The sequence below is a fragment of the Streptomyces sp. NBC_00344 genome (genome assembly GCF_036088315.1).
Taxonomy (GTDB): Bacteria; Actinomycetota; Actinomycetes; order Streptomycetales; family Streptomycetaceae; genus Streptomyces.
On record NZ_CP107996.1, the window covers coordinates 6633693 to 6650549 of the forward strand.

The window sequence follows — 16857 nt, forward strand, 5'->3', positions numbered from 1 at the left end:
GGTTCGGCCGGACGGCCTGTGGGGGAAGGCGACCGACCGGTGGTTCAGGTATCAGATCCTTGCGGCCGAACACCGAATTCGGGCGCGGGCATCCAGTGCGGAACGGAAGGTTCCTCAGGTGCCGCGGGCTCTGCGGCGGACGTCACCGGGGCTGTTGCGCACAGGACGGTCAGGGGGAGGATGCTTTCCCAGCCCCACAGTCGCAGCCCCACCGTCGTGGTCGCGTAGCTGCGGACCTCGAGCCCAGGGATGTTCGTACGGTTCCAGACCGATGGCGTGTTGTCCATGACCCATAGTGGCGCCGGACGTCGTCAGCGGGCGTTGCGACACGAGACCGTTTGCCGTTGCGAGATGTTCTGCGGCCCCACTGCACCGGCACCACAGCTGACCGAGGTGTGCGGGGTGCCCGTCCGGAAGCGAGTCAGCCCCGGGAGACACAGCGGGCCCTCGGTCTCGGTTCCGGGCTCTCCTGGTTGTTCATGAAACGGCCATGAGTGCCCCAAGTATTCACCCTTAGGCAAAGCGTTCGATATCAATGGACAAACGCTCTTGTTCCGCGCATGCCTCCCCGATGAGATCACGGCAGCCGCTTCGTGCGGCTCCGCTCCATACAAGGAGAATTCATGCGCATAGCCCGTCCCCGGCCCCGTGCTGGGGCCGCAACGGCAGGGGCCACCGCCCTCGTCGCCGCTGCGGTGATAGCCACCCCCCTGAGCAGCAGTGCCATCGCAGCACCCGCCCATGCCGTACCGCAGACCAAGGCGGTACCGGCTGCCGCGGGTCATCTGCTGGTCAGTGGTGTGAGCAGTCCCCTGTCCATCGAGCAGTGCCGGACGAAGTGGAAGATCGCCTGCTACAGCCCGATCCAGTACCGGCAGGCGTACAACCTCAACCCGCTGTACAAGTCCGGGATCACGGGCAAGGGCCGCACGATCGTCATCGTCGACTCGTACGGCTCGCCGACCATCCAGCACGATCTCGACGTCTACAGCAGGCAGTTCGGGTTGAAGAGCAGCAAGGTACAGGTCAAGAAGTGGGGCCACGTCCCCAAGTTCGACCCGAAGAACGCCGACATGACCGGCTGGGCCGGCGAGTCGACGCTCGATGTGGAGATGGCTCACGCGGTCGCCCCCGATGCGAAGATCGTGCTCGTGGAGACCGCGGTCGCGGAGACCGAAGGTGTGACCGGTCTGCCGGAGATGATGTCCGCTGAGAAGTCTCTCATCGACCACGGCGTCGGTGACGTGATCTCGCAGAGCTTCGGCGCGACGGAGAACACGTTCCCCGGCTTCGGCAAGGGTGACTTCTCGAGCATCGGCAAGCTCCGTTACGCGTTCAAGGACGCCGCCAGGCACGGGGTGACCGTCCTTGCCTCCTCCGGTGACGGCGGTGCCACCGACAGCACCGCGGACGGCAAGGGTTACTACAAGAAGCGCGTCAACTCATGGCCCTCTTCCGACCCGTTGGTGACGTCGATCGGCGGAACCCAACTGCACCTCGACGACAAGGGCAATCGCACCGCGCCGGAGAGCGTGTACAACGATTACGGCTCCGGTGGTGGCGGCCAGTCGCACGTCTTCGGCCGTCCCGCGTTCCAGAACGGCGTGAAGAACCTCGTCGGCGCGCGCCGCGGCACCCCGGATGTGTCGATGGCCGCAGCGGTCAACGGCGGCGCGTGGGTGTACTCCAGCTACGATCCGACGTCGGTCGGCTGGGACGTCTCCGGTGGCACGAGCGAGGCCGGGCCGCTGTTCTCCGGCGTCGTCGCCCTCGCCGACCAGGCCGCCGGTCACCGGGTGGGGAACATCAACAAGGCGTTGTACACCCTGTTCCGTCACCGGTCGTCCGGCGTCGTTGATGTCAACGACGGTACGAACAACAGCTATCAGGGTGTGACCGGCTACACCGCCGTCGACGGCTACGACATGGCCACAGGCGTCGGCACCGTGGACGCGGCACGGTTCGTGCCTGCCCTCGCCCGCGCGAGCCGCCGCGGCTGACCACCGCACCGCGCCGGATCCCGGCGCACCCCTCCACATCACCGGGCGGGCTCGGCTGCCGAGCCCGCCCGGTGACAGGGAGCACGCTCGGTGCTGTGCACGTCCGGGCGCGATGGCGACGCCGCCAGGTCCGTCTACCAGGGGAGGGTGCCTTCGGCGTCGAAGTAGCCCCCGGTGGGGCCGTCGGAGCCGGCCCGCGCCATGCGGACGATGATCTCGGCGCCCTGCTCGACGGTCTGGATGCCGGTGTTCCCGTTCAGGTCCGTCTTGGTGAAGCCGGGCTCCACCGCGTTGATCCGCATGCTCGGGAACGCCTTCGCGTACTGCACGGTGATCATGTTGACCGCGGCCTTGGAGGCGGGGTAGGCGACGCCGGGGTAGGCGTACGCCGGGGTGTCCGGGGTGCTGACGCGGGTCAGCGAAGCCAGGCCGCTGCTGACGTTGACCACGACCGGGGCGCTGGACCGCTGCAGTAGCGGGAGAAACGCGCGCGTGACGCGCACCATGCCGAAGACGTTCGTCTCGAAGGTCCTCCGCATCAGATCGGCGGTCACGTCCGCCGGGCCGATCACCCCGTTGTCGTCGCTCCTCTCCGTTTCGATGCCCGCGTTGTTGATCAGTACGTCAAGCCCTCCACCGGCCTCGATCGTCTTCACCGCCGCAGCCACGGAAGCGTCGTCGGTGACGTCGAGCTGGACCACCCGTGCGCCCAGTTGCCCGGCGGCCCGGCGGCCGCGTTCTGTATCCCGGCTCCCGATGTAGACGGTGTGGCCCGCGGCCATGAGCCGCCGGGCGGTCTCGAAACCGAGACCCTTGTTCGCTCCGGTGATCAGTGTTGCTGTCATGCCTCCACGGTCCGGTGAAACCGCCCGGTCAGCCAGTCGTCCCGTCTTCCTGGGACTGTCAGTACCAGGAAGAGCCGGGCAACGCGGTGCACAGTGGTGTCATGGCGATCACTGAGTTCGGGCACACGGTGCGGCGCTGGCGCGACCGGGCTTCCCCCGCGGCGGCCGGGCTGCCCGTCGGCGGCCACCGGCGCGCGACCGGGTTGCGCCGTGAGGAGCTCGCGCTGCTGGCCGGGATCTCGGTGGACTACGTCACCCGCCTTGAACAGGGCCGGGCGACCAACCCGTCGGAACAGGTCGTGGAAGCTCTGGGACGGGCTCTCCGCCTTTCCGGCGCCGAGCGCGAGCATCTGTTCAACGCCGCAGGGCTGGTGCCGCCGGGGCAGGGCACCGTGCCCGCCTACATCACGCCGAGCGTGCAGCGGATGCTGGACCGGCTGACCGGGACGCCGGTCGCGGTCTCCGACGCGGCGTGGACATTGCTGCTGGCCAACCCGCTGTACACGGCACTGATGGGGGAGCGGCGCGGCAAGGAGCGCAACGCGGTGTGGCGCAACTTTCTGGGCTCGGGCAGCCGCGTCCGCCACACACCGCAGTCCCAGCGCGCCCTGGAGGCCGCGCAGGTCGCCACTCTGCGTGCGACGACGAGCCGGTATCCGGCCGACCAGCGGTTGCTGCGCCTGGTCGCGGAGCTGCGCGCCAACAGCGACCGGTTCGCCCAACTGTGGGAATCCAGAGCGGTGGGCGGGCACGAGGCGTCGCTCAAGACCGTCGATCACCCGCAGGTGGGTCCTCTGACGCTGGACTGTGACGTGCTCAGCGTCGCCGGCAGCGACCTGCGCATCATGATCTACACGGCCGAGCCCGGAACCGATGACGCCGAACGGCTTGCGCTCCTCTCCGTCATCGGCACCCAGACACTCGTCGGGTAGCAGCGGACCGGCCGGGCGCAGCGGCCATCGGGTTCCGGGGCCCGGTAAGCACCTGAATGCACACGTCGTGCCCGCCGCCGCGCTCCACCGGCCGTGGCTGCCGATGGGCGGCTGGAACAGGCCTGATCCGGTGTGCGACTCGGCGACGATCCGGAAGGCTGACCCGCCGGCAGGCGGGAGTGCGCGAACAGCGGCGAGTCAACATCCCTACCCACAAGACTCGTTGAGTATTCACGGAATCTCCATGCATGTTTGGCGAACGCCAAGGCGAATGTACGCACAAACGTGCGTGCGTCACTCTGTGCCGTGATGGAGTAGCACACGGTCCCGAACCTGCGGGCCACGTGCCGGGCCCGACATCAGCCCAGGCCTGACCTAGGAGAGCCGTGACAGCCTTCGCCCCCATTCTCTTCGTCTACGCCAAGGGCGGCCCGCCGCTGGCGTATGCGATACCCCGGATCGCCGCGCACGCCCAGGTGCACGTGCTGGCGCTCGCGCCACTGCCGGAGGCGACGGCGGACACGTGGTGGCCGCGCTGCGAGACGGTCACCGAGGCGCAGCCGGTGGAGGGGGACGACCTGGTGGACCTGATCTGCCGTCACGCGCGCATCGTGGGGGCCCGCGCCGTGATGACGCTGTCGGAGTACGCCGTCGTCGCCGTCGCCCACGCCGGCCGCCGCCTCGGCCTGGCGGGTGTCGGCCCCAATGTCGAGGCGGCGCGCGACAAGCGCCAGATGCGCAGCCGCTGGCACGAGGCCGGCGTACCGGTCCCGGGCTTCGCGCCGGTGGACCGCGCCGCCGACATCACCGAGGCCTTCGCCCGACTGCGGCCGCCACTGCTGCTGAAGGCGGCGTGGAGCGCCGGTTCCACCGCGCACGTCCGCGTGCGCGACGAAGCGCAGGCCGAACGTGCCTGGCAGCTCGGCCGCAGCGTGATGGCCGACTCCGCCGCCCAGGGGTACGCCGAACTGCACTCCGTCCACGGTGGTGTGAGTGACTTCCTGCTCGAGGAGATCGTCACCGGCGACGCGTCAGCCTGGTTCGAGGGCGAGGGCTGGGGTGACTACGTGAGTGTCGAGGGCATCGTCGCGGACGGTGTCTACCACCCCCTGTGCATCAACGGCCGCATGCCCACGATCCCTCCGTTCACGGAGAGGGCTGGCCTCGCCCCGGTCGCCCTGCCCGCGGAGGCCCAGCGCCGCATCGAGGAGGTCTCCCGGCAGGCCGTCGACGCGCTGCAGCTGGAGAACTGCGCCACACACACCGAGATCAAGCTCGGCGCGGACGGCGAGATGTGGGTGATCGAGACGGCGGCCCGCTTCGGCGGTGTCATGACGACCCGTCAGGTCGAGACGGTCTACGGTCTGGACATGCTCGGCATGCTGGTGCGCCAACTGCTCGGGGAGAAGGTCGACTACCCGGAACGGATGCTCACCCGGGGCGAGGGCGCCGCAGGCTCTCTCGTGATCCTTGCCGCCGATGCCGAGGGCCGCCCGTGGAGTGAACTGCCGCCGTGGGACTTCGACGCCGTCGACTGGCCGGCGCTCCTCGGTGACGGCTCGCACATCGAGCTGGTCCGCGAGGCCAGCCTGCCGCCCGGCACCCCGATGCCCGCCTACGAGGAGGCAGGCGGCGCCAACGCGATGGCCGCGCTCTGCTTCGTGACGGCCGCCTCGGAGCAGGAGCTGATCGCAGACTGCGAGAACGTCGTCGCCGCTCTGCCGCAGCACCTCACGGGGAAGCGCGCATGACCGCCCCGGCACAGACTCCGGCCGGTGAGCACCGGCACGGTGCGGTCGTCGGCGGCCTGCTCACCCTTCCGCTGTTCGAGCAGCTGAGCGGCGTCCTCGGTGGCCATCCCTACGTCAAGGTCGTCGTGGACCGCCAAGAGCGCACCTGGCACGTGCTGGACAGCTCGGTGCACTCCTTCCATGTCAACTACGTGGCCACGTGCATCGAGGGCCTCACTCTCGAAGAGCTCGATGCCGACCTCGACGGCTTCAACCACAGCGTCTACCACGCCCCGGACCGCCGCTTCCTGCTCGGTGTGCTCTCCCTGCACTCCGGCACGGCCACACCGCAGGACGCCCCGCAGCCGTTCATGGTGCTGGAGACCACCGAGGCCGACACGATGAACGGCGCGGTGCTCACCGAGTTCCACGCCTTCGTCCGTGCCCATCTGGACTCCTCCCTCGCCCTGGTGGTCAAGCCGGCCAACCACGGGCAGGAGCAGGCTGTCGCGGCGATCCCGGAATCCGTCATGCCGCGGGCGCAGGGCCACGAGCTGCTGTCCACCGCCCCGTTCGTACCGCTGACCCTCGGTTCGGCCGACGGCCGGCTGCGCTGTTTCGCGAGCGATGAGGAGTACCGCGCCGCCCGCGAGGATCTGGCCTGGTACGACATCGTCGCGATGCCCGTCGTCCCCGACGACATCCCGCGCCTGGCCGGCCTGGTCAACGCCCTACCGACCACTCCGCTTTCACACACCAACATGCTCGCCGCAGGCTGGGGCGTACCGAACGCCATCGTGCGCGGTGTCCTCGAACGGATCACCGCCGATGAGCTGAACGGCTCCTGGGTCCGCTACGAGGTGACCACCGAGGGCGCGAGGCTGGAGCGCGCCGAGCAGCCTGACGACCTGGCCGAACCTGTCTGGCACACCCAGCGCATACGCCTCGACGCCCCCAGGGTGAAGGATCTGCCGATACTGCCGCTGCCGGAGCTGCGTGCCGGCGACCGGCACGGTTACGGCACCAAGGCGGCCAACCTGGGCGAACTGCACCACGTGCTGCGGCACGGCTCTCCGCGGCTGCCCGGCTACTACGCCGTACCACGCCCGCCCCGCCGCAACCTCCTCGGCCACCTGGCAGCCCGGCTCGAGGTGCCCGAGGGCACCGAAGCAGCCGAAGCCGCAGGCGACTTCCTCACCCGTCACGTCACGGGCCCCGACGGCATCGCGCTGCCCTTCGCCCTGCAGCAGCGCTTCCTGAACGGCTCGCCCGCCATCCAGCAGAGCATCGGCAAGCTGAAGATGGCTCTGGAACTCGACGCGATGGACGTCATCGACACCGTCTGCGTGCAGCTCCAGCATCTGGTGCGCACCACGCCCGTGCCCGACGACATCGCCCGCACCATCGACACCCACCTCGTCAAACACCTCGCGGGTGCCACCAGGTTCGCGGTCCGCTCCTCCTCCAACGCGGAGGATCTGGCCGGCTTCTCCGCCGCCGGGATCTACGAGTCGCACACGCAGGTCACCGACCTGCCCGGCGTGCTGGACGCCGTACGGCAGGTGTGGGCGTCGCTCTGCTCCCCGCGCAGCGTACGGCTGCGCCACCAGGCCGGCATCTCGCTGGACGACACCTACATGGGCGTCATCGTGCAGCGCTTCGAACCCTCCCCGCTCGGCGGTGTGATGGTCACGTGCAACCCGACCAACCGGGCCGACTTCCGCAACGTCTATCTGAACTGCGCCCACGGCTCGACGGCAGCCGTGGTCGACGGCACCACGCTGCCCATGCAGTACCTGTACAACACGGTCGAGGGCGGGGGCCGCACGCTGTCCCTGGGCGCCGCCGAGCACGACCTCGACGCTGACACCCGGGCCCGGCTCGCGCGACTCGCCCTCGCGGGACGACTGCTGCAGTCACATTTCGCGACGGACTACACCTTCGCCGCGCCGCTCGACATCGAGTGGCTGCTCACCGCCGACGGCAACCTGCACATCCTGCAGCTCCGGCCCTACTCGGCCTGACACCTCCACCCGCGACCCGGGGAGGCCCCGGCACCCGCACCCCCGTGCGCTGCCGGGGCCCCACCCAACCCTGCCCTCCGCCCGCTTTGACGAAGGCGCACCATGCCCACACCCCTGTCCCTGCTCAGGCGCTCACAGCCCAAGCGCCGCACCGTGCTCCCCCCGCTCGCCCGCCGTATCGTCCGGCTCAACAACGGCTTCCAGCTGCTGTTCAACCTGCTGTGGTGGATGCCCGTCTTCTACGAGTACCAGCGGCAGGCCGGGCTCAGCGACAGCCAGATCTTCGGCATCCAGAGCGTCTACTACGTGGCGTTCTGCCTGCTGGAGATACCCACCGGCCTCGTCGCCGACCGGATCGGGCAGCGCCGCTGCATGCAGCTGGGCGCTGCCGTCATGACGGCAGCCAACCTCGTCCCCGTAGCAGCCCCCACCGCCACCGGCTTCCTCCTCCACTTCCTCGCCATCGCCACGGCCCGCTCACTCGTTTCCGGCGCCTCAAGCGCCTACCTGTACGAGTCACTGCACGCGCACGACGCCGGCGACCACTACGTGCAGGCCGAAGGCACCGCGCGGGCTCTCGGACTGTGGGCGAAGATCGCCTGCTGGCCGCTGGTCGGTGTCCTCATGCAGCTCGCGCACTCGGCGCCGTACGTGCTGACTGCCGTCAGCGCCGCCGGCTCGCTGGTCTGCGCCATGGCGCTGCCGCCCGTCCCGCCCCATCTGGCCCCGGCGTCCCGGGTGCCCGCAGCCGAACGCGCCGGGCTGTGGACGTCCCTGAAGCAGACCGCGTCGGTGCTGCGCACATCCAAACCGCTCGGCCCGCTGATGGTGCAGGGCGTGGCGCTCTTCACCCTCGCCCGCATCTGCCAGGTCAACCTGTTCCAGCCGCTTCTGCTCGCCAAGGCCGTCCCGGTCGCCGAACACGGCGCCGTGCTCTCCGCGATGACGGTCGCGGAGGCGGTCGGCTCCTCCCGCCCCTCCTGGGTGCGCTCCCGGCTCTCCGACACCGCCGCCGTCACTGTGCTCAGCCTCGTCATGGCCTTCTCGCTGGCCGCGACCACCGCGAGCGGCGGCGCGGGAACGATCGGCTGGCTGTGCGTGTTCGCCGCCGCGACCGGCCTGGCTTTCCCCGTCCAGCGACACCTCATCAACGCGGCGATACCGACGACCCCGTACCGCACCACGCTGCTGTCACTGGAGTCCATCATCGACCGCGGGGTCTGCGCCCTGGTCGCGCTTGCCGTCGGCGCATGTCTTGCCGCCAACCGGTTGGACACGCTGCTCATCAGCGCGGCCCTGGGAACCTGCCTGCTGCTCGGTATCGTCAGTCTGGCTCTGCGCCTGCTGCGCCGTGGACCCACATCGGCCGAGGCCGGCCTCTGACGGAGCAGGGCATCACCGGTCGAAGGGCACGGCGGTCGCCCGCGGCGGCCACGTCGTGGGGTCCAGAATTCCCGTGGCATAGGCGCGCGCGACCATCGCGGGCCGTGAGTCGGCGTCCAGCACGGTCCGCAGACGTCGCAGGTGGTAGTCCAGCGCCTGTCGCGAAAGACCGAGTGCCTTGGCGACGGCTGTGTTCGGCTCGCCGCCCGCCATCAGCGTCAGCACCCGGAGCTGCGTCGGCGTGATCCGCGGACGGGCCGGTGTTTCCGCGCCTATCGGCTTCAGGACGGCCAGCACCCGGTCCGGCACGCCCGAACGCTGCACCAACGCCAGGTCGGTGCGCACGATCCGGGTGGTGCCGAGCGCCGTGCGTACCGCCACCATCCCGGCACGGCGCGCGACCCGGCCCGCGACGAGCGACCCCCACGACCCGACCAGCGCGGCCGCGTCCAGCCCTTCGCCCAGATGCGCCACCGCCTCGCTGCCCTCCAGCGCCGGCGGGCTCCATCCGACCAACTCCGCCGCGCCCGTGTTGGCGCGCCGCACGCGGCCGTCCAGGTCCAGTGTCACGACCGCGAGCCCGGCCCGCTCCCGCAGCGCGTGCAACTCCTCCTGCGCGGCGTCGTTTTCCGCCTGCGCACGGGCGTGTCCGGTCACGTCGACGTAGATGCCGCCGACCCGCGGGCCCCGATGGCCGTCCAGCGCGAACCGGTGGCCTATGGCCTTCCCCTGAGAGCCGTCGGCCTGCACGAACGTGATCACATGCCGGACGGGCTTCCTCGACTCGAGTACCTCCCGGTCCAGCGCCCGCGCAGTAGTGGCGTCGGCGGACGGGTCGACCTCCTCGACGACGCGGCCCATCATCTCGCGCGGCGACCGGTGATAGAGATGCGCGTAGGCGGCGTTGACCCAGAGATAGCGGCCGTGGGTGTCCCGTATGAATGCTGCGGCGGGTGAGAAGGAGGCCAACGCCTCGAACCACTGCGCTGCCTCACCGCTTTCGCCGTCCACTCGGCTTCCCTTCTCCCATGCCCATCGCCGGCCCGCGACCGGCCAGGGTGCCATGGTTACGCAGCAGGGCCGCGCCGTCACCCCCGGCCGCGGATACCGGGCATCGGCCGACGGGCCGAACCCGCTGCGGTCGCACGGCATTTCGGGCATGGCGGCCCTGGGACGGGGCCCACCGGTGGGGGCATCTGCGCGCCTCCACCGGTGGCACGGCGTTACTCGAGGCCGTAGGCGTTCAGCACCGTCTGGGTGACGGTGTTGCCCGCGCTGTCCTTTGCGGTGGCGCGCAGTGATACGTAAGCAGCGGACTTCGGTGCCTTCACCGTGGAGGTCCAGGAGCCGTTCGCCTGGCGTCTGAGAGTGAGGGGAACCCAGCTCGATCCGTCGTCGAAGGACACCTTGAGGGTGGCCGCGCTGATCCGGCCGGCGCCGGTGACCCCGGCGAGGTGCGAGGCGGTCAGCGACAGCGGGGTGGTGCGCTTCGCCTTGCCGGAGAGGCTGGTGGCGACGCCGTAGTCGAGCTGGATGAGCGGCAGGTCGACGTATCCGTTGCCGGAGGTGAAGCCCCATTCGGTGCGGGTGGCCGGCGAGTACGGCAGGACGCCGCTCTGGCTGGTCTCGGCGACCAACTGGTAACGCAGCGGCGCCGGACCGGGTGCGGTGGCCGTGAGTTGCTGATAGAGCGTCGAGCCGAGCTCGGTGCTGCCCTGACGGAGTGAGACCTTCTCGTGCAGCATGTCCTCGTCCCCCCACAGGTTCTGGTCGAAGCCGTTGTGCCCGGAACCTGAGTCGCCCCAGCCCGGGACGTTGAGGACGAAGAAGTCGCCCTGCCGGTCGGGCAGCGACTGGCTCTCGTTCAGCCGGGGATGGAAGACGGACAGGAACCAGTCGCTCCTGGTCCTGGAGCCCTTCGCCGGTGTGGTGACCAGCGACCGCTCCTGCACGGCGGGGTTGTCGGATTCCTCGTACCAGCCGAACTTCGTGCCGCCCGGGGTGACCCAGTCGGTACGGGTGGTACCGAGCGTCTGGGCCGTCTGGTAGCCGACGCCGTACCGGTCGAAGTCCTGCATGTCGTAGCGTCCGTTGTCACCGGAGTCGGTGGCCTTGCCGGCGAACCGGGAGTCGATCCTGGCCAGGTCGGCGGTCTTCGGGGTATAGGTCAGGTCGGCATCGGGGATGGCGCCGTCGTGTCGTTCGACGAGGTCGTAGGCGTACGGTGACGTGGGCGTCGAGGCCAGGTCGAGGACCAGACCGGGGTGACCGGCGGCCGCGATCAGTGAGGTGCCCTGGGCAGCCTGCAGGCCGGCCACCTCGATGGGACCGGTGGTCTCGAAATCGTCGGCGCCGTACCAGCTGGAAAGCCGGCCGACGGTGTCGTTGACGACCAGCAGCAGCTTGGCCCCGGCAGCGGCCGCGGCGGCAGCCTGGGCGGTGTCCGTGGCCGACTGGGCGGCCGGGTCGGCCTGCCGGTCGTAACGGACCACCACGGCTTTGCCCTTGGCGTCCAGGCCCGCGTAGTCGGCAGTGGTACCGGCGCCGGCGTACACGACGGGGAGCTTGCGGCGTCCGGCCGGCAGGAGGGCGGAACCGGCCTGGACGAGCAGGCTCGACATGTCCACCGCCGGAAGGTGCGGGCGAAGGGCGGTTGCGGTCAGTGTCGGAGCGCTCTTGCGCCAGCGTGTGTCGAAAGCGAAGCTGCCGCTGGTCACCTTGGCGGTGGACTGTGCCCAGACGCTGGTGTAGGCGGCCGGCAGGAGGAAGTTCGCGTTGAAGGTGCCGCCGCCCGCAACCCGGTTCCATTCGACCCGGGTCAGCCGGTCCTCAGCCCGGTGCGGGGCGACGGAGGAAACGCGGTGAGCGTTGCGGGCGTCGAGCGCCGCCGTGCGGTCGCGGTCCAACCGCACCTGGGGCACGGACAGCACACCGAGCCCGAGGTCGTCGGGTCCGGCCGCACCCGGCAGGTCGGCGTACATCAGCACCGAGTACTCACCCTTGGGCAGGCGCAGGGTGAGCCTGCCGCCGGCAGGGATCTCCACCGGAGAGGGATCCGCGTCTCCGGTTCGGTAGATCACCGCTGTGCCCGGAATCCCCGCGCCGGTGCGGTCGCCTGTGGTGATGGTGAGGTTGTACCGCTCGTCCTCGCGGTCCAGACCGATGAGAGTGTGGGAGAGGACGGTGCCGTCGGTGGCGGTCGCCTCCACCTGGCCGTCGGTGGCACCGTACGGCGCCTTGGCCGGGTCTGCGGTGACGGTCACCGATGCGGCGCCGCCGGCCGGCACGGTGACGCCCGACATGGACAGTGCGAACGCTCCCGAGGCGTCGGAGCCGTCGGTGCCGGTGGCCGTGGCCCTCAGCCGCAGCCTGACGTCGGAGCCGCCGGTATTGGAGTAGGTGACGGTCTTGACCGTGGGCTGGTCAGCGGTGTGCGGCCACGGGTAGAAACCGGCCCAGGCGGTGGCTGAGGCGTGCACGGTGCCCAGGACTGCGGCCTTGGCGTCCAGCCTGCCGCTGCCGCCCTTGGTCACCGGGATGCCGGGGGTCTCGTGCGCGGTGCTGACCAGGGCGTCCTTGATCTGCTGGCCGGTCCAGTCCGTGTGTCGCTCAGCGAGGAGGGCGGCCGCGCCGGCAACGTGCGGCGTAGCCATCGAGGTGCCGCTGAGCGTGAGGTAAGGGCCCGAGCCTTCGGTGGAGTACTGCGAGCGGGCAGCGAGGATGTCCACGCCGGGCGCGGTGATCTCGGGCTTGAGGCCGCCGTCGAGGTAGCGCGGGCCCCAGCTCGAGAAGTCGGCGAGCTGGTCGGTGGAGTCGACCGCGCCCACGGTGAGCGCCGAGGTGGCCGCACCGGGGGCGCCGATGCCGCCCGGGCCTGAGTTGCCGGCTGCGATGACGAACAGGGCGCCGGTGGCGTCGCTGAGTTCGTTGACGGCCTGGCTCATCGGGTCGGAACCGTCGCTGGGCCCGGTCGAGCCCAGACTCATGTTGACGACCTTGGCATGCCTGGTCTGGGCTGCCCACTGCATGCCGGCGATGATCCAGGACTCGTCGCCGTAGCCGTCGTTGCCCAGCACCTTGCCGACCAGGAGACGGGCGCCCGGGGCGACACCCTTCTCCTTGCCGTCGGATGCGGCGCCGGTGCCGGCGATCGTGGAGGCGGTGTGGGTGCCGTGGCCGTTGCGGTCGGTGACGTCCTGACCCGGCACGAAGCTCTGCGACGCGGCCATCTGGCCGTTGAGGTCGGGGTGTTCCGCGTCGATGCCCGGGTCGAGGATGGCAACGTCCACCCCCTTGCCGTCGGTGCCGGACTGCCACACGCCGGGGGCGCCGATCTGGGAGGTGCTGTCGGCGAGGGCCGACGTGACCTTGCCGTCGAGCCAGATGTGGCTGATGTTCGCGCCGAAGACGGCCGCCCCGCCACCGGCGCCCTTCACCTGCGCCGGAAGGCCGGCCCCTGTCTGTCGCAGCGCGGCACGCGCCTTGGCCCGGCCGAGGGCATCGGCGGGAGCGACCTCCTGCCAGAACGCCGCCGCTCCGGCACGGTTTTCGCTGACCGCCCGGCCGTGCACGGCCGGCAGATCGAGGCGGTCGGACAGCCCCTTGGGAATGGCGTCCGCAGTGCGCGCCTTCGCGTCGCCGTACTGGACGATCAGCGGTAGCTTGCTCGAACGGGCGTCGTCGTAGCCGTCCTTGATCAGGGCCGTGACATCGAAAAGACGCCGGTCGAGCACGCCCGCTGCGAGGTAGGGCAGGACCTCGGTCGGGTAGACGTACAGATCCTTGCCGACGGTCTGGGTCTGTACGCCGCCCGTGAGGTTCGCGGGGCGTTCGACGGTGGCCGTCGAGCGGCCGTCGGCCAGGGCGGTGACGGTGACCCGGTCACCTGTGACGAGCGTGACGGTCCTGGGGGCGCCAAAGGACGCGCCGGCGGAGATCGTCCCGGACGGTGGGGCGGGGGTGCCCTGAGAGGCGGTGGCCTGTGCGATCGACGGGGTGGCGGCTATCGCGGCGAGGACTGTACCCACGGCGACCAGAGCACGCCGACGCCTGACTGAGGATCTCAAGTGGTGCCCTCCGTAAGCTGCGTTGAACGCGGACGCAGCACATTCTTTGCGCGACCTGCGGCACAGGTGAACTCTTTGGGGTGACGGTTCACCGCCATGACGGAAACCTGCCGCTACCGATGGAGCGCCAGGATCATGTGGTCGCGCCCGGCCGGTTCACGGAGCCGGTGGTGCGGCTGGGCGCCGCGAGAAGCGAAGGGTCAGCGCTTCAGCCATCCCCTGGTCACTGCCTCGACACCGAGCTGGAAACGCGATCCGGCGGATGCAAGGTCCATGAGGGCGCGGATCTTCCGCTCGACGGTGCGCAGCGACAGGTCCAGCTGGGCGGCGATGGTCCGGTCGGACAGGTCGAGGGCGAGCAGCGCGAGGATCTGCCGGTCCTGCTCGCTGGGCCGGGGGGCGGCCGATTCCTCACCATGCCGTGTTCCGGGCGGGCCCGGGCCCTCGCCGGACCTGGACATCGGCTGAGCCCGCTCCCAGTAGTGCTCGAAGAGCAGCACCAGCGCATGCACGAGTCCGGTGCCGTGCACGACGAGGGTTTCGGCAAGGCCGGGCTCATCGGCAAGCGACAGGGGCACCATCGCGTTGGCACGGTCCGAGACGATCAGACGCATCGGGATCTCGTCCGCCACCCGCATCTTCATACCCAGCCCGGTGACCTCCCGCACGTCGTCCCACATGCCGGGGACCTCCAGGTGGCTGCGGGTGATGACGGCACGGAAGTCCACCCCGCGCAGCAAGGCGTCGTATTCCATCGAGTGAACGCCGCCGCGCTCCACCGCGATCACCGACTTGGCCAGGAACATCAGTACTTCGCGCCGGGAGCCGCCGAGCAGCTGTTCCAGTCGGTGACGGACCGCGACCGGTCCCGAGACGACTTCCACGACACCGCCCGCCGCCCGCGATGAGGCGCTGCGGAACTGCTCGGTGAGCGCGGTGACGGTGGCATCGGCATGGTCGAGCGAGGTCCGCTGGCGCACCAGCAGCGGCGTGAGTGCGATGGACGGGGAGCTGGCCCGGTAGGTCCGCAGGGCCGCGTCCTGCGGAGCGGCACCGTCGAAGGGCAGCGGTGGCTCGCCGACCACGAGTCCGCGTGCGGCCATCTCCTCCAGCTGGACCCCGGCCCGCTCGGCTGTGATGCCGGCCGCCTCGGCAATGTCGGCGGCCGAACTGCCCGGCCGGTTGATCAGCAGTTCGTACAACCGCTCCTGCTCCGGCGGGATGCCGAGCTGCGCCAGCATCAGGGGCTCCCGAACTTGATCGGCCGCGTATGTGCCGGAATTTTCATGGCTGGTACATCTGCTGTCAAGACCGGGACCTCGCCGCGGGCGCGGCCGCCGCCTGCGGCACCGGGCCGGCGATCGCCGTGCCCCGGGATGAGGTGATGCTGTCGGCGCTCACGTGAACAAGGGGCCGTCCCCCACCCGCGAACAATTCCCCGCCGCAGGCTCGTTCATGAGCTGAACGGTCGATCCCGGCTGATCGTGCTCATCGCGTGTGCGCGCCGCCGCGCAGCAGCAGGGCGGCGAGCGCGAGGGCGTTGCCGCGTGGAGAGGCGACGTCGAGACCGGTGAGCTCGGTCAATTTCGCCAGTCGGTTGTCCACTGTGTTGGGGTGCAGCCCGAGGTGGTGGGCGGTGCCGCGGCGATCCTGGCGGTGTTCGAGGTACGCGCGCAGGGTGTCGATGAGTTCCGGCCGGTCGCCGACGGGGTCGAGCAGCGCGGCGATGCGAGCGCTGCTCTCGTCACGGCGGGACAGGTGGAATTCCAGCAGCACATCTTCCATGCGGTGCAGCCCAGCAGGTCGCCCGCAGGCACGTGCGACCTGCACGACATCGGTGGCGGTGCGGGCGCCGGCGGGCACGTCCTGGGGTGAGCCGGCGACGACTGCCGCCAGCCGGATGCCGTCTCCGCAGGCGTGCCGGAGACGTGCGCACAGCTCTTCGCAGGCGCGCTCGCCGTCCGGGTCGCCGGGGTGGGGCGAGGCGATCACATGGCCTCCGCCGGCGTCGAGCAGAGACATCGCATCGGTGCCGAAGGCGTGGTCGAGGACGGTCTGTACGCGGCGGACCATCCGGCGGTCGGCGACGGCCGAGGGCGCAGAGCGTCCCGGCGGCAGATACAGGTGGACGACGAGGCAGGGAGCTTTGAGGCCGAGTTGTTCGAAGGCGTCCGCGGGCGGTAGCGCACCGTCCAGCAGTCCGCGCATCAGGGAGCGGTGGTGCTCGCGGCGTTCGGCGGAGATCGCCGCCTGCTCGTCGAGGTACGTCTCGGCCACTGCGCCGATGATGGCCTGGTGGCCGTGCAGGAGGAGGTCGACCAGTTCAATGAGGGCTCCCTCCTCCCCGCTCGCGGCCTCCTCTCTGAGCGCCTGCCACAGGACGTAGACGCCCAGCGAGTGGCTGCGCAGCAGGGTGTGCAGAGGCATGCCCTCTTCGGCGCGTTGTGCGGCACGTTCGCGAAAGAGGCTGTAATCGCCGGGCTGCGCCTGTGGTTCACGTACGCGGCGCAGGAAGAGGCGCAGACCGTTGCGCACCGTCGCGGCGATTTCCACGTCCTTCACATCGGCGGGCAGTTCCGGATATCCGGGAAGCCGTTCGAACGTGTCGCGGGCCATGTGGCGGGCGAGTTCGTTGACCCGGCTCTCGCACCGGGCGGCGAGTGCCTGGGCAGCGGGCGAAGGCGGCGGATACGCCGGGCTGGGCTGGGACGGCAGACGGGTCGGCACCGGACCTCTCCTCTCTCGAACAATGGATTGTGACAGATCACAGGATCCACCGGATTGTGCTGTGAGGGGGACGGGTGTCTCCTGACCGGGCTTCCCAGCAGACTCTACGGAGATCAGCGGCCGCCCGACAAGAACGGGACGGGCCGTCAT

The 16857-nt window shown here is 70.1% G+C and carries 10 protein-coding genes; 5 read left to right on the forward strand and 5 right to left on the reverse strand.

The genetic code is table 11. The annotated features are described in order from the left end of the window. Window positions 1-623: 623 nt before the first annotated feature. Window positions 624-2000, forward strand: coding sequence for a S53 family peptidase (locus tag OHS16_RS30025; protein WP_328540384.1), 1377 nt, complete (start codon window positions 624-626; stop codon window positions 1998-2000). Window positions 2001-2134: 134 nt separating this feature from the next. Here the strand turns inward: OHS16_RS30025 and OHS16_RS30030 are convergent, their stop codons facing one another. Then, window positions 2135-2845, reverse strand: a complete 711-nt coding sequence (locus OHS16_RS30030) for an SDR family NAD(P)-dependent oxidoreductase (RefSeq protein WP_328540385.1) — start codon at window positions 2843-2845, stop codon at window positions 2135-2137. A 101-nt stretch (window positions 2846-2946) separates the two neighbouring features. Between OHS16_RS30030 and OHS16_RS30035 the strand changes: the two genes are divergently transcribed. The 4 genes from OHS16_RS30035 (at window position 2947) to OHS16_RS30050 (ending at window position 8914) form a co-directional block, all read left to right on the forward strand. Next, window positions 2947-3777, forward strand: coding sequence for a helix-turn-helix transcriptional regulator (locus tag OHS16_RS30035; protein WP_328540386.1), 831 nt, complete (start codon window positions 2947-2949; stop codon window positions 3775-3777). 386 nt (window positions 3778-4163) lie between these two features. Then, complete coding sequence (locus tag OHS16_RS30040) at window positions 4164-5528, forward strand: ATP-grasp domain-containing protein (RefSeq protein ID WP_328540387.1); 1365 nt, start codon at window positions 4164-4166, stop codon at window positions 5526-5528. After that, the gene (locus OHS16_RS30045) at window positions 5525-7531 is read left to right on the forward strand and encodes a PEP/pyruvate-binding domain-containing protein (protein ID WP_328540388.1); all 2007 of its coding nucleotides are present in this window, start codon (window positions 5525-5527) and stop codon (window positions 7529-7531) included. Before OHS16_RS30040 ends, OHS16_RS30045 begins: the two co-directional genes overlap by 4 nt. A gap of 102 nt (window positions 7532-7633) precedes the next feature. Beyond that, entirely contained in the window at window positions 7634-8914 is a 1281-nt protein-coding gene (locus OHS16_RS30050; protein ID WP_328540389.1) for an MFS transporter, read from the forward strand. A gap of 12 nt (window positions 8915-8926) precedes the next feature. Here the strand turns inward: OHS16_RS30050 and OHS16_RS30055 are convergent, their stop codons facing one another. From OHS16_RS30055 to OHS16_RS30070, 4 genes are all read right to left on the reverse strand, one after another. Further along, a complete protein-coding gene (locus tag OHS16_RS30055; RefSeq protein ID WP_328540390.1) occupies window positions 8927-9925 on the reverse strand; it encodes a PAS domain-containing protein in 999 nt (332 codons plus the stop codon). Window positions 9926-10137: 212 nt separating this feature from the next. Further along, window positions 10138-13941, reverse strand: coding sequence for a S8 family serine peptidase (locus tag OHS16_RS30060; protein ID WP_328540391.1), 3804 nt, complete (start codon window positions 13939-13941; stop codon window positions 10138-10140). Window positions 13942-14180: 239 nt separating this feature from the next. Then, a complete protein-coding gene (locus OHS16_RS30065; RefSeq protein WP_328540392.1) occupies window positions 14181-15221 on the reverse strand; it encodes a TrmB family transcriptional regulator in 1041 nt (346 codons plus the stop codon). Between the two features lie 247 nt (window positions 15222-15468). Next, window positions 15469-16707, reverse strand: a complete 1239-nt coding sequence (locus tag OHS16_RS30070; protein WP_328540393.1) for a PucR family transcriptional regulator — start codon at window positions 16705-16707, stop codon at window positions 15469-15471. Window positions 16708-16857: the final 150 nt, after the last annotated feature.